A 12,578-nucleotide genomic window follows, 5' to 3' on the forward strand; every position below is an offset into this window, starting at 1 on the left:
TGATGTGTCGTGTGGCCGTTGCCCGCATGGACGAACAAGAGCCGGCGGGCAGTGCCCGCCCTACAGCCGAGGGGAACCCTTCGCGGACGACGGGCAGCGTAGGGCGGGCACTGCCCGCCGCCCTTGTCTCAGCCGCCCACGGCCAGCCCGGCGCCAAGATCCAGCAGCGGCGCGGCGATCAGCATGCGGGCGAGAAACAGCACGATGATCACCGCCATCGGCGCGAAGTCGATCTGGCCGAACACCAGCTTGTCGTCCAGCGGACGCAGCAGCGGGGCGACGATCTTCTCCACCAGTCGCAGCATCGGCTGGCGGCGATCGACGGAAAACATGCTCAGCAGCGACCAGCCGAAGATGAGCACGATGTAGAACAGCAGCACGAAGTCGAACAGCTCGGCAAGCGACAGCACCAGCAGACCGGCAAGGTTGGGCATCGCCCCGACCAGCGCGAACAGCAGCAGGCGCTTGAGCAGCATCGCCAGCCACGCCAGCAGCAGGCCGGCAAGGTTGATCCTGCCCCAGTTCGGCACCACGCGGCGGATCGGCGCCAGCACCGGGTTGGTGGTGCGGTAGATGAACTGGCTCAGCGGGTTGTTGAAATCGGCGCGGCAGGCTTCGGCAGTCACCCGCAGCAGGAACAGGATCACCACGGCGTCGAACGCCAGGCCGATCAGCATCGAGAGTGCGTTGAACAGATAGCTCACGGCTGCGCGTCCAGTTCGGCGGCGAGCTCGGCGCCGCGGCGGGTGGCCGCGGCCACGGCTCTGGCCACGATGCGCGGCAGTCCGTCCGCGCCGAAGCTCTCCAGCGCGGCCTGGGTGGTGCCGTGCGGCGAGGTGACGCGCTGGCGCAGCACGGCCGGGTCGTCGCCGCTCTCGGTGAGCATGCGGCCGGCGCCGAAACAGGTCTGCGCGGCCAGTGCGCGCGCGGTGTCGCGCGGCAGGCCCTGGGCCACGGCGGCTTCTTCCAGCGCTTCCACCAGGGCGAAAAAATAAGCCGGCGCCGAACCGGAGATCGCGGTGACGGTGTCCATCAGGGCTTCGTCGTCGATCCAGCGGGTGAGTCCGGCAGCGTCCAGAATGTGCTGCGCCTGCGCCTTCTGCGCGGGGCTGACGCGCGCGTTGGCGCACAGACCCGTGGCGCCGGCGCCGATCAGCGCAGGCGTGTTCGGCATGCAGCGCACGATCGGCAGGCTCGCGCCGAACCAGCGTTCGAGCTGGTCCAGCCGCACGCCGGCGGCGATCGAGATCAGCAACGGGCGCTGGCGCTGCAGGATGTCCTGCAACTCGCCATGGACGGAGGGCAGCACCTGCGGCTTGACCGCCAGCACGATCACCTCGGCCTCGGCCGCCGCCAGCCGGTTCTCCGCGTAGCAGGCGATGCCGAAATCGCGGCCCAGCTCCTGGCGCCCCTCGGCGCGGGGCTCGGCGACGCTGATCGTGGCGGAGGCGACGCCCGTCTTCAGCAGGCCGCCGATCAGGCTGCGCGCCATGTTGCCGCCGCCGATGAAGGCTAATCGTGTCATGCAGGACTCCTTGATCGTTGCAGCCGCCTACCTTACCGGAAGCCGGCGCGCCGGCGCGCGGACGACGCGCCGCCGCCGCCGCGACGAGGCCGACGGCGGGGCAACCTCGCGTTTTTCGACGGGATGCGCAAATCCCCGTTGCGGTTGCGGCATGATAGGCGGGAAAGGCTGGCCGCACAGCCGCTTGCGCGAGTAGTATCGACGCGGCTACAGGGGGATTCGGGTTGCCGGTCCGCAGGGTTCCAGGGGCAGCGGTTGCGTGCCCGGGCGGCGGCTGGCGGCGACGGTCCGGACCCCTGTGCATCCGCATTCATGCCACCAGACGATCGGTTGAGGGGAAACGACTTCATGGACATTGCCGAACTGCTTGCCTTCTCGGTAAAGAACAAGGCCTCGGATTTGCACCTGTCCGCCGGCCTGCCGCCGATGATCCGCGTCGACGGCGACGTCCGCCGGATCAACATCCCCGCGCTCGAGCACAAGCAGGTGCACTCGCTGATCTACGACATCATGTCGGACAAGCAGCGGCGCGACTACGAGGAGTTCTTCGAGACCGATTTCTCGTTCGAGATCCCCGGCCTGGCGCGCTTCCGCGTCAACGCGTTCACCCAGAACCGCGGCGCCGGCGCAGTGTTCCGCACGATTCCGTCCGAGGTGCTGACGCTGGAAGACCTGGGCGCGCCGCGCGTGTTCAAGGAGCTGATCGAGCAGCCGCAAGGCCTGATCCTGGTGACCGGCCCGACCGGCTCGGGCAAGTCGACCACGCTGGCGGCGATGGTCGACCACATCAACAAGAACGAATACGGGCACATGCTCACGATCGAGGACCCGATCGAGTTCGTGCACACCTCGCAGAAGTGCCTGGTCAACCAGCGCGAGGTGCATCGCGACACGCATGGTTTCAACGAGGCGCTGCGCTCGGCGCTGCGCGAGGACCCGGACTACATCCTGGTCGGCGAGCTGCGCGACCTGGAAACCATCCGCCTGGCGCTGACCGCCGCGGAAACCGGCCATCTGGTGTTCGCCACCGTGCATACAAGTTCGGCGGCCAAGACCATCGACCGCATCATCGACGTGTTCCCCGCCGGCGAGAAGCCGATGGTGCGCTCGATGCTGTCCGAAAGCCTGCGCGCGGTGATTTCGCAGTCGCTGCTGAAGAAGGTCGGCGGCGGCCGCATCGCGGCGCACGAGATCATGGTCGGCATCCCGGCCATCCGCAACCTGATCCGCGAGGACAAGGTGGCGCAGATGTACTCGTCGATCCAGACCGGCCAGCAGTTCGGCATGCAGACCCTGGACCAGTGCCTGCTGGACCTGGTCAAGCGTGGCGTCGTGACGCGCCAGCAGGCGCAGGGCTACGCCAAGAACAAGGACAGTTTCAAGTGAGGCCGGGAATCGGGAATCGGGAATGGTTGAGAAGCGCACAGCGGCACCGGCTCTCGGCTTGAACGTCTCGGCTTCCCGCGGCGGATTTGCAGCGTGCCTCAAACCCCTATTCCCTATTCCCCATTCCCTATTCCCGGACCCAAAGCCATGAGCGACTTCGATTTCACCTCGTTCCTGAAACTGATGGTGCACAAGAAGGCATCGGATCTTTTCATCACGGCCGGCGTGGCGCCGTCGATGAAGGTACAGGGGCGCATCGTGCCGATCACGCAGAGCCCGCTCAGCGTGCAGCAGGCGCGCGACATGGTGCTCAACGTGATGACGCCGGGCCAGCGCGAGGAGTTCGAGAAGACCCACGAGTGCCAGTTCGCGATTTCCGCGCAGGGCGTGGGCCGTTTCCGCGTGTCGTGCTTCTACCAGCGCAACTGCGTGGGCATGGTGTTGCGCCGGATCGAGTCGAAGATCCCCACCACCGAGGAGCTGAACCTGCCGCCGGTGATCAAGCAGCTGGCGATGACCAAGCGCGGCATCATCATCTTCGTCGGCGCCACCGGTTCGGGCAAATCGACCTCGCTGGCGGCGATGGTCGGCTACCGCAACCTCAACTCGACAGGGCACATCATCACGATCGAGGACCCGATCGAGTACGTGCACAAGCACGAGGGCTGCATCATCACCCAGCGCGAGGTCGGCATCGACACCGACAGCTGGGACGCTGCCCTGAAAAACACCCTGCGCCAGGCACCCGACGTGATCATGATCGGCGAAATCCGCACCCGCGAGGGCATGGACCACGCCATCGCGTTCGCCGAGACCGGCCACCTGGTGCTGTGCACGCTGCATGCGAACAACGCCAACCAGGCGATGGACCGCATCCTGCATTTCTTCCCGGAGGATCGCCGCCAGCAGTTGCTGATGGACCTGTCGCTGAACCTCAAGGGCATCGTGGCGCAGATGCTGATTCCGACGCCGGACGGCAAGGCGCGTCGGGTCGCGGTGGAAGTGCTGCTGGGCACGCCGCTGGCGCAGGACTACATCCGCCAGGGCGAGATCCACAAGCTGAAGGAGCTGATGAAGGAGTCGACCCTGCTCGGCATGAAGACCTTCGACCAGGCGCTGGTCGAGCTCTACCACGCCGGCGAGATCAGCTACGAGGATGCGCTGCGCTACGCGGACAGCTCCAACGAGGTGCGCCTGCGTATCAAGCTGGCCCAGGGTGGCGACGCGCACACCTTGTCGCAGGGGCTGGACGGCGTCGAACTGGAAGAAGACCCCAACGACAAGAGCTTCGGCGGCAGCAACCTGCTCAACCGCTGAGCAGATCCTGCGGCAAGGAAAAAGGAGCCTCGCGGCTCCTTTTTCCGTTCACGGGTTGTCGCGATCGATCAGTGGCTGCTCATGCTGGACGAGGGCCGGTCGTGGTGTTTCGTGGCGGCGGGGGTGATCGCCAGCGCGGAGGCGTCGACGCTCTTCACTCCCTTGACGCCCTGCGCCACGCGCACCGCGTTCATCTTCTCGCTGGCGCTGCCGACGTTGCCGGTCAGGGTTACCACGCCATCGTTGGTGGTCACGTTGATGTCGGTGGCGCTCACGCCCTTGGTGGTGCCGAATTCGGTCTTCACCTTGGTGGTGATCCATGCGTCGGCGGCCTTGTCCGGCACCGTCTGGTTGTCCGATGCCTGCGCGGCGGCCTCGCTGCTCTGCGCTGCCACGGCTTGGCTGAGTGGCACGGCGGCGAAGGCGAGCGTCAGGGCGGCGGCGATCATGCTGCGGCGAATCACGGGATGGTTGTGCATGGCAATCTCCTTGGAGAAGGGGTTGTCGGTGGTGACAACGGGGTCGCCGGGTTTGCGATCCTTGTGGCCATGACAGCAGCGGCGGAGTGAACGCCATGTGCGCAGGCGCCGCCGCGATTCAGGTGCCGCCACGGTTTGCGAAGGCGAGGTCACGAGCATGTTGGCGGTACGTTGCGTGCGCAAAAAAAGGCCGGGGTGCGCGCGGCGCCCCGGCCTGGAGTGGAACGACCTGCCCTGGCGTCGCTTATGTCACTTCAGCGTCGTCTGGCTGGTGATCACCATGCCGCCGGCCTCGACATGCATCTCGGCGTGGATGTCTTCCACGCGCTGCGCCTGCTGCTTCATCGCCTCGAACTGCGCCTTGGAACGCGCCGCCGCCTCTGCCGCCTGGGCGGCGCTGTCGTCGGGCTTGTCCGCCGATGCATCACCGCTGTTGTTCATCGCGCTGGCCGCGGCGGTGAGCGCGTCGACCTTGTCCTGCATCAGCTGCACCCAGGACAGGTACATCGCTCCGCTCAGGTGCATCCGCGCCATCTGGCCCGCGTTGCCGCCGGCTTCCTTCAGGGTGTCGGCCAGCTTGGCGTCCTCGCCGGCGCCCACGCCCAGCGCCAGCGCCTTGTCGCTCATCGCCACCCAGCCGGGCTGGCCGAGCATGCCGGCCATCTGCTGCGGCAGCGCCACCGGCTTGCCGTCATTGGTCAGCTTCAGCTGCGCCAGCGCGGGCACCATCATCTGGCCCATCGCCAGCAGGCCGGTCGGGTTGCTGGTGGCCAGCACCAGCCGGCCGCTGAAGGTGGGCAGGCTGGAGGTGGGGTTGTCAGTGAGCGTATCCAGCGCCAGGCGCACGCCCAGCAGGTCGCCGAACGGCGGGATCGCGGCTTTCTGCGTGGCCGGGCCGAGCTTGGCGAAGCCCTCGTTGAGATCGCTCAGCGCCGGGCAGGTGAACGGCTTGGCCGCCACTGCATCGGCCTGGGCCATCCAGAACGTGCGCAGGTTCGCGATCGGCAGCGCCAGGCTCACGTCGAATGGCGCGGTACCGGCCTGACCCAGCCCGGGCAGTTCGACCTTGAGCCCGGAGAACGCCTTGCTGATGTCCTCGGCCAGCGCGATGTCGAGGCGGCCGTCCTGATGACCGGCGTCGAGCCGGGTGTAGCCGAAGCTGATCGTCGGCACCCGTGCGGCGATGCGAGCGGCATCGGTGCTGCACGACGGCGGGACCTGCAACTGATTGGCCACCGGCTCGCCGGTCTTGGCCGACTCGGCTACCGCGTGCGCCTTGCGCATCGCATTGGCCAGTGCGTCCGTGCCGCCGATTGCCAGCGGCAGCACGCGGGTCAGGTCGAGTTCGCCGACCAGCCACTTCTTGTAACCGTTGGCCTTGGCCAGGTCGGCCAGGCGACCGTCGTCCTGCATGCTCTTCTGCGGCCGATCCAGTCCCAGCGCCTCGCGCAGCATGGTTTTCGGCGCGTCGATCGGCAGCAGCGCTGCCACCGCCTGCTTGTCCACCGTGGCCAGGATCACCTCGGCGCCCGATTCGGTGGACGCGTAGCGGCGGTAGCTCTGCTTGCCTTCGCTGGCCACCTCGAACTTCTTGCCGTAGGCGGTCTCCAGGCGGCCCACGAACGCGTCGAAGGCGGCCGCGTCGGCGAGCTGGAAGCGCAGCACGGGCGCCAGGCCCAGGCCGTAGAGGGCCGAGTAGCCCTTCAGGTCGAGGCCGGCGGACTGGGCGAAGCCCTCCACCGTCTTGCCGTTGAACTCGGCGCGCAGCGCGCGCAGCAGGCGGGCGCCGTCAGGGTCCTTCTCGGCGAGCCGGTCGGCCGCGGCGTCCATCTGTTCCAGTTGCGACGGCAACTGGGCGTCGGCCTGGGCCAGGAGAGCCTTGCGGGTGTCGTCGTCGAGCACGTCCAGGTTGGCCACGACGTACGGCGTATCGGCCGGCACGAACGCCAGCGGTGCATCCTTGTCCTTGTGCGAACAGGCAGCCAGCAGGACGCTGGCCAGTCCCATCGCGAGATAGCGGGTTGTCGCGCGCATGTTGATCCCCGTGGTGAGCAGCAGCGGCCATTATGCCCGCTGGGAGCGTGGGCGGCAGAAACTTCGGAGACGAAAAAAAGCTGCGCGAGGACGGGGTATCGACGGTTCGCCGACCCATGGTGGTTCCATGGCTCAAGAAGCGGCGAAGCGCTTTACAACAGCGAAGCTGGTCGAATGCGGACCGCGCAGCCGCTTTTGCAGCCCGGAAGATCTGCGCCGTCGCTCCCGGGTTGCGTCCGTGGCGGGCGCGGCGCCGGCGCTGCAGCGGGCATTCAGCGCGCAAGCACCTCGTTGAGCACGGCCATGCGCACGAACACCCCGTTGCCGACCTGTTCGAGGATGCGTGACTGCGCGCCGTCGGCCACCTCAGAGGCGATCTCGATGCCCCGGTTGATCGGCCCCGGATGCATGACCAGGCAACCCTTGGCCGCGCGCGCCAGGCGGCGACGGTCCAGCCCGTAGCGGGTGAAGTAGGCGGCCTCGTCGGGCAGTTCGATGCGCGCCATGCGCTCCTTCTGCAGGCGCAGCATCACCACCGCATCGGCGCCTTCGATGGCCTGGTCGAAGTCGGTGAAGCGCTGGCCTTCGACGACTTCGTCGGTGGCCGGCATCAGCTCGGGCGGGGCGCACAGGCGGATCTCCTTCACGCCCAGCGCGGTGAAGGCATTGACGTCCGAGCGGGCCACCCGCGAGTGGCTGATGTCGCCGCAGATCACCACCGTCAGATTCTCGAAATCGGGCCGGTGTTGGCGAATGGTGAGCGCATCCAGCAGGCCCTGGGTGGGATGCGCGTGGTTGCCGTCGCCGGCGTTGATCACCGACACGCCGCTCATTGCATGGCGTACCAGTTCGTCCGGCGTGCCGGACTGCTTGTGGCGCACGATGATCGCGTCCAGGTGCATCGCCTCGAGCGTATGCAGGGTGTCGAACAGCTCCTCGCCCTTGCTGGTGGAGGACAGCCCGATGTCGAAGTTGACCACGTCCGCACCGAGCCGCCGCGCCGCCAGTTCGAACGAGGTGCGGGTGCGCGTGGACGGTTCGAAGAACAGGTTCAGCACGGTGCGCCCGGCCAGCACGTCCAGCTTGCGGGTGCCGTGGGCGCAGGCATCGCGCAGCGCCTCGGCGCGGTCGAGCAGGCGCTCGATGGTCTCGCGCGGCAGGTTTTCCAGGGTGGTCAGGTGGCGCAGGCGAGGGCTCATGGGGGTTCGCGGATTGGGGAGGAAGGTGCTGATCAGTGCGGGGTGGCGTCGTGCGGGATCACGGCGGCCTCGAGCAGCCAGCGTTCGAGGATCACTGCCGCCGCCTCGGCGTCGATGGCGGCGCCTTCGCGGCGTCGCCGCAGGCCGGCGGCGCGTCCGGCGGCGAAACGTTCGGCAGCTTCGTGCGAGCTGTGGCGTTCGTCGACCAGCACCACCGGCAGGCGGTAGCGCTCGGTCAGCTTGCCGGCGAAGGCGCGTGCGCGCCGACTGGCGGGTTGTTCGGCGCCATCGAGGGTCAAGGGCAGGCCGACCACCAGGGTGTCGGGCTGCCACTCGCGCTGCAGGGCGTCGAGCCGGTCCCAGTCGGGCTGATCGTCGCGGACGGCGACCACGGCGAGCGCGCGCGCGGTGGCGGTCAGGCGGTTGCCGATGGCCACGCCGGTGAGGCGACTGCCGACATCGAAGCCGAGCACACAGCTCATGCGTGGCCCGCGTAGCCGGACAACTGGCGCGGGTCCACCCCGACCAGGCCGGCGGCGGCGCTCCAGCGCTCCTCCAGCGGCGTGTCGAAGACGACCCGGCCGTTGGCTTCGGCGGTGAGCCAGGCGTTGGCCATCAGTTCCTGTTCCAGCTGGCCGGCATCCCAGCCGGCGTAGCCGAGCACCATGATGGCCTGGCGCGGGCCTTCGCCGGCGGCCATTGCCACCAGGATGTCACGCGAGGTCGTCACCGACCACTCGGCGTTGATGCGGTAGGTCGATTCCCAGTCGCCCGGTTCGTGGTGCAGCACGAAGCCGCGCTCCTGCTGTACCGGGCCGCCGATCAGCACCGGTGCGTCAGCCAGGTCGGCGTCGGCGCATTCGAGCTTCATCTGCGCCAGCACGTCGCCGAAGCGGTATTCGGACAGCTGGTTCACCAGCAAGCCGACCGCGCCGTCCTCGTCGTGCTGGCACAGCAGCGCCACGCCGCGCGAGAACGGCGGCTCGGCCAGGCCCGGCATGGCGATCAGGAAGTGACCGGTGAGGGTCGCGGGTTGCATGGCAGCCATGGCGCCATTGTAGTCGCAGCCGAATCGCGGCGCTCCTAGCGCGTCTGCAGCACGTTGTTGGGCTGGAACTGCCAGGTGCGGGTGATGTTCAGCTCGTCGACGTGCTCGCCGGCCCGCGGTGCCGGCGGAAACGGTGCGGCCAGGCGCACGATGCGTTCGGCCGCGGCGTCGAGCACCGGCTGGCCGGAACTCTGGATCACGTCGATGCTCTTGATGCTGCCGTCGAGGTTGAGCACCACGGTGAGCAGCACGTTGCCGTGCAGGCCGCGGCGACGCGCCTCCTCGGGATAGTTCAGGTTGCCGACCCGCTCCACCCGATCCGACCATCCGCGCATGTAGGCGGCATAGGCGTATTCACGGGTGCTGGCGGTGAGGTATTTCACCTTCGGCCGCTTGGCGTAATCCACCTTCTTGCGGCGCAGTTCGGCGGCGAGCTGGGCGATCGCCTGCTGGCGCTTCAGTTCGGCCGCGGTGGGCGTGGCGTGTTGCGGGTCGACTTCGGTCTGCGCGGTATCGCTGGCGACGCTGAAATCGCTGCGGCCGCTGGTGGTGACCATGCGCGCGGGGGTGGCCGGGTGCGGCAGCGGCGTGGATTCCTGCACCGGTTGCGCCGCGACCCCGGGATCAGGTCGGGGCAACGCGCCGGAGAACAGCTGCGAGGGGCGCGCGGCACGGTCACTCTGGCCGCCGCCGCGGTTGTTGGCCTGGGCCAGGAAATCGGCCTTGTCCGGCGCCTCCTGGTTGGCCACGTTGACCAGCGCGACGTCGAGCGTGGGCAGGCTTGGATCAGGCTTGGCAAAGTGGAAGGTGATGCCCAGCAGCAGCACGCCGTGCAGCAGCAGCGAGAACAGCATGGTGGCGCCGATCGGCTCGGGTCGGGCGGTAACGGTTGCGGTTGCACTCACGCAGGACGATTTCCACTGGCGTGCCGCTCGATGACGTCGAACAGCTGGCCTGCAATGTTAAGCCCGAACTGTGCGTCGAGTTCACGGACGCAGGTCGGGGATGTGACGTTGATCTCGGTCAGGTAGTCGCCGATCACGTCCAGGCCGGTGAACAGCAGTCCGCGGCGACGCAGTTCCGGTGCCACCTGTGCCACGATCCAGCGGTCGCGGTCGGACAGCGGCACGCCCTCGCCGCGACCGCCGGCGGCGAGGTTGCCGCGAAAATCGCTGCCCTGCGGAATGCGCGCGAGCGCGTACGGCACCGGTTCGCCGTCCACGACGAGGATGCGCTTGTCGCCGGCGCTGATCTCCGGCAGGTATTTCTGGGCGATCGTCAGTTGCCGGTGCGCGCCATGGCCGTCGCCACCGAGCAGGGTTTCCAGCATCGAGTTCAGGTTGCTGTCGCCGTGGCGCACGCGGAAGATGCCGCGCCCGCCCATGCCGTCGAGCGGCTTGAGCACCACCTCGCCGTGTTCGGCGGCGAACCGGCGCAGTTCGGCCGGGTCGCGTGCCACCAGGGTGGGCGCGATGCACTGCGGAAACTCGAGCGCGAACAGCTTCTCGTTGCAGTCGCGCAGCGAACGCGGATCGTTCACCACCAGCACGCCGCCGCGCTGGGCCGCTTCCAGCACCATGGTGTCGTAGACGAACTGCGCGTCGACCGGCGGGTCCTTGCGCATCAGCACCATGTCCAGCTCGCGCAGGTCGTGCCAGCGCGGCTGGCCCAGCGTGTACCAGTCGCGCGGATCGTCGCGCACCTCAAGCGGGGCGCTGCGCACCCACGGCGCGCCGTCGCGCAGGGCGAGGTCGCCCTGTTCGAAATAATGCAGGGCGTGGCCGCGTCGGGCGGCCTCCAGCAGCATCGCCAGGGTGGTGTCCTTGGCCACTTTGATGGCGTCGATGGGGTCCATCAGGACGCCGACGGAGAAGGTCATGCGGGGTGCTCCGCGGATTGCCGGGTTTGTGCGGTCGCGCCGGCAGGGGCGCGACGACTGCCGGCTATACTAGCCGCGTCGTTCATGATTGTGCCGGTCGTGGTGCGCGCGGCATGAGGTGCCAATATGCGTCAATTAGTGCGATCGGCGGGCATCGCGTCGCGGCGGTCGCTTGACAGTTTCGACGGGCAGGCAGTAAACAGCAAAGCTTCGGGGATGCCGCCACGGTGCGGGTTTGCAGCAGCCGGATCACCGGGATTTCCACACGCGTACCATTGGGCACAACAGTTGCATGTCCTGATACTTGTCCTGAGCTCGTGGCGAGCCACAGGGGGGAGTGAGTGAATTTGAACGTGAGCGTTACCGATTTGGCGGGCCTCAAGGTCATGGTGATCGATGACTCCAAGACCATCCGCCGCACCGCCGAGACCCTGCTGAAGAAAGAGGGCTGCGAGGTGCTGACCGCGGTCGACGGGTTCGAGGCGCTGGCCAAGATTTCCGACCAGAAGCCGGCGATCATCTTCGTCGACATCATGATGCCCCGCCTCGACGGCTATCAGACCTGCGCCCTGATCAAGAACAACCCCGAGTTCCGCGCCACGCCCGTGATCATGCTCAGCTCCAAGGACGGACTCTTCGACAAGGCGCGCGGCCGCATCGTCGGCGCCGAACAATACCTGACCAAGCCGTTCACCCGTGACGAGCTGCTTGGCGCAATCCATCGACATGTCAGTACTGCAGCAAGTCACTGACTGCAGACCCTGAGGGGGAGCTGTGGCAAACATTCTCATCATCGACGACTCACCCACCGACGTACGCGTGTTCACCACGCTGCTGGAGCGGGCCGGGCACCACGTGGCAGCCGTGAGCACGGCCGAGGAGGGCATCGAGCGCGTGCGCGCCGAACAGCCTGACCTGGTCATCATGGACGTCATCATGCCCGGCATGAACGGCTTCCAGGCCACCCGTACGCTCACCCGCGACCCCAAGACCCAGCACGTGCCGGTGGTGATGATCACCACCAAGTCGATGGAAACCGATCGCGTCTGGGGCATGCGCCAGGGCGCGCGCGCCTTCATCACCAAGCCGGTGAACGAAAAAGACCTGCTGGCCTGCATCAACGATCTGCTGTCGAGCGGCTCATGAACCAGAGCGCCAACCGTACCCCGTTCGAGATTCTGGCGCGCTACGAGCGGCTGTCGCTGGCGCATGCCTCCGATACCCAGGACAAGTTCGAGGCACCGGGCCTGTGGCGCGGCATCGGTTTCCGGGTCGGTTCCAGGCTGCTGGTCAGCGGCATCGACGAGATCAACGAGCTGCTCGCCGTGCCGGTGCTGACCCCGGTGCCTGGCACCCAGCCATGGCTGCTCGGCGTGGCCAACGTGCGCGGCAACCTGGTGCCGGTGGTGGACATCGGGCGCTTCCTGTTCGGCGAACGCACCCAGCATTCCGATCGGAGCCGGTTGCTGGTGGTGCGCCAGGGCGGCGGCAGCGTCGCCTTGCTGGTGGACGAGGTGCTCGGCCAGCGCACGGTGGACGCGGAGCAGCGCCAGCAGGCGCAGGAAGAAGCCGATCCGCGGCTGGCGCGTTTCGTGGACAACCGGGTGGGCGAGCAGCAACTGGCGATTTTCAGCATGAACCGGCTCGTGCGTGCACCGGATTTCCGTCAGGCGGCTGCCTGACGACCGGGTGAAGCCGGCAGGGGATGCCG

14 protein-coding genes are annotated in these 12,578 nt (G+C 67.7%); 5 read left to right on the plus strand and 9 right to left on the minus strand.

Annotation, left to right across the window (positions count from 1 at the left end):
• Positions 1 to 128: 128 nt before the first annotated feature.
• Positions 129 to 704 carry a YggT family protein gene (locus ACVCL9_RS01045; protein ID WP_447099429.1) on the minus strand — a complete coding sequence of 192 codons (576 nt, stop codon included), beginning with the start codon at positions 702 to 704 and terminating at the stop codon, positions 129 to 131.
• Positions 701 to 1,525: a pyrroline-5-carboxylate reductase gene (gene proC / locus ACVCL9_RS01050; RefSeq protein WP_395116991.1), complete on the minus strand. Its 825-nt coding sequence runs from the start codon at positions 1,523 to 1,525 to the stop codon at positions 701 to 703. Before proC ends, ACVCL9_RS01045 begins: the two co-directional genes overlap by 4 nt.
• Positions 1,526 to 1,873: 348 nt before the next feature.
• Between proC and ACVCL9_RS01055 the strand changes: the two genes are divergently transcribed.
• Both ACVCL9_RS01055 and ACVCL9_RS01060 read left to right on the plus strand, forming a co-directional pair.
• Positions 1,874 to 2,911: a type IV pilus twitching motility protein PilT gene (locus ACVCL9_RS01055; RefSeq protein ID WP_395135988.1), complete on the plus strand. Its 1,038-nt coding sequence runs from the start codon at positions 1,874 to 1,876 to the stop codon at positions 2,909 to 2,911.
• Between the two features lie 147 nt (positions 2,912 to 3,058).
• Complete coding sequence (locus ACVCL9_RS01060; RefSeq protein WP_136256917.1) at positions 3,059 to 4,228, plus strand: PilT/PilU family type 4a pilus ATPase; 1,170 nt, start codon at positions 3,059 to 3,061, stop codon at positions 4,226 to 4,228.
• Positions 4,229 to 4,296: 68 nt separating this feature from the next.
• Here ACVCL9_RS01060 and ACVCL9_RS01065 read toward each other — a convergent pair whose 3' ends face one another.
• From ACVCL9_RS01065 to gshB, 7 genes are all read right to left on the minus strand, one after another.
• Complete coding sequence (locus ACVCL9_RS01065; RefSeq protein ID WP_395116995.1) at positions 4,297 to 4,707, minus strand: BON domain-containing protein; 411 nt, start codon at positions 4,705 to 4,707, stop codon at positions 4,297 to 4,299.
• Positions 4,708 to 4,956: 249 nt separating this feature from the next.
• On the minus strand, positions 4,957 to 6,741 hold the full coding sequence (locus ACVCL9_RS01070; protein WP_447099428.1) for a hypothetical protein: 1,785 nt from the start codon (positions 6,739 to 6,741) through the stop codon (positions 4,957 to 4,959).
• Positions 6,742 to 7,013: 272 nt separating this feature from the next.
• A complete protein-coding gene (locus ACVCL9_RS01075) occupies positions 7,014 to 7,940 on the minus strand; it encodes an aspartate carbamoyltransferase catalytic subunit (RefSeq protein ID WP_447099427.1) in 927 nt (308 codons plus the stop codon).
• Positions 7,941 to 7,972: 32 nt separating this feature from the next.
• Positions 7,973 to 8,422 (minus strand): Holliday junction resolvase RuvX, encoded by a 450-nt coding sequence (ruvX, locus tag ACVCL9_RS01080; RefSeq protein WP_447099426.1) that lies wholly within the window; start codon positions 8,420 to 8,422, stop codon positions 7,973 to 7,975.
• Positions 8,419 to 8,988 carry a YqgE/AlgH family protein gene (locus tag ACVCL9_RS01085; protein ID WP_395117003.1) on the minus strand — a complete coding sequence of 190 codons (570 nt, stop codon included), beginning with the start codon at positions 8,986 to 8,988 and terminating at the stop codon, positions 8,419 to 8,421. Before ACVCL9_RS01085 ends, ruvX begins: the two co-directional genes overlap by 4 nt.
• A gap of 35 nt (positions 8,989 to 9,023) precedes the next feature.
• Positions 9,024 to 9,893: a TonB family protein gene (locus ACVCL9_RS01090; RefSeq protein WP_447099425.1), complete on the minus strand. Its 870-nt coding sequence runs from the start codon at positions 9,891 to 9,893 to the stop codon at positions 9,024 to 9,026.
• The gene (gene gshB, locus ACVCL9_RS01095) at positions 9,890 to 10,867 is read right to left on the minus strand and encodes a glutathione synthase (protein WP_447099424.1); all 978 of its coding nucleotides are present in this window, start codon (positions 10,865 to 10,867) and stop codon (positions 9,890 to 9,892) included. Before gshB ends, ACVCL9_RS01090 begins: the two co-directional genes overlap by 4 nt.
• A 386-nt stretch (positions 10,868 to 11,253) precedes the next feature.
• Here gshB and pilG point away from each other — a divergent pair, with 386 nt between their 5' ends.
• The 3 genes from pilG to ACVCL9_RS01110 are packed head-to-tail and all read left to right on the plus strand — an operon-like array spanning position 11,254 to position 12,549.
• Entirely contained in the window at positions 11,254 to 11,619 is a 366-nt protein-coding gene (pilG, locus tag ACVCL9_RS01100) for a twitching motility response regulator PilG (RefSeq protein WP_395121350.1), read from the plus strand.
• A 22-nt stretch (positions 11,620 to 11,641) separates the two neighbouring features.
• Positions 11,642 to 12,013 carry a response regulator gene (locus ACVCL9_RS01105; RefSeq protein ID WP_395117009.1) on the plus strand — a complete coding sequence of 124 codons (372 nt, stop codon included), beginning with the start codon at positions 11,642 to 11,644 and terminating at the stop codon, positions 12,011 to 12,013.
• Positions 12,010 to 12,549, plus strand: a complete 540-nt coding sequence (locus ACVCL9_RS01110) for a chemotaxis protein CheW (protein ID WP_395117011.1) — start codon at positions 12,010 to 12,012, stop codon at positions 12,547 to 12,549. The genes ACVCL9_RS01105 and ACVCL9_RS01110 overlap by 4 nt, the downstream gene beginning before the upstream one ends.
• The last annotated feature ends 29 nt before the right edge of the window (positions 12,550 to 12,578 follow it).

Source organism: Rhodanobacter sp. UC4438_H5, assembly GCF_052978405.1.

What these genes read in the sequence shown, in the direction of transcription:
- proC (WP_395116991.1), bottom strand. Translation starts at nt 1,525, where the DNA reads ATGACACGATTAGCCTTCATCGGCGGCGGCAACATGGCGCGCAGCCTG.
- ACVCL9_RS01055 (WP_395135988.1), top strand. Translation starts at nt 1,874, where the DNA reads ATGGACATTGCCGAACTGCTTGCCTTCTCGGTAAAGAACAAGGCCTCG.
- ACVCL9_RS01060 (WP_136256917.1), top strand. Translation starts at nt 3,059, where the DNA reads ATGAGCGACTTCGATTTCACCTCGTTCCTGAAACTGATGGTGCACAAG.
- ACVCL9_RS01065 (WP_395116995.1), bottom strand. Translation starts at nt 4,707, where the DNA reads ATGCACAACCATCCCGTGATTCGCCGCAGCATGATCGCCGCCGCCCTG.
- ACVCL9_RS01070 (WP_447099428.1), bottom strand. Translation starts at nt 6,741, where the DNA reads ATGCGCGCGACAACCCGCTATCTCGCGATGGGACTGGCCAGCGTCCTG.
- ACVCL9_RS01075 (WP_447099427.1), bottom strand. Translation starts at nt 7,940, where the DNA reads ATGAGCCCTCGCCTGCGCCACCTGACCACCCTGGAAAACCTGCCGCGC.
- ruvX (WP_447099426.1), bottom strand. Translation starts at nt 8,422, where the DNA reads ATGAGCTGTGTGCTCGGCTTCGATGTCGGCAGTCGCCTCACCGGCGTG.
- ACVCL9_RS01085 (WP_395117003.1), bottom strand. Translation starts at nt 8,988, where the DNA reads ATGGCTGCCATGCAACCCGCGACCCTCACCGGTCACTTCCTGATCGCC.
- gshB (WP_447099424.1), bottom strand. Translation starts at nt 10,867, where the DNA reads ATGACCTTCTCCGTCGGCGTCCTGATGGACCCCATCGACGCCATCAAA.
- pilG (WP_395121350.1), top strand. Translation starts at nt 11,254, where the DNA reads ATGGTGATCGATGACTCCAAGACCATCCGCCGCACCGCCGAGACCCTG.
- ACVCL9_RS01110 (WP_395117011.1), top strand. Translation starts at nt 12,010, where the DNA reads ATGAACCAGAGCGCCAACCGTACCCCGTTCGAGATTCTGGCGCGCTAC.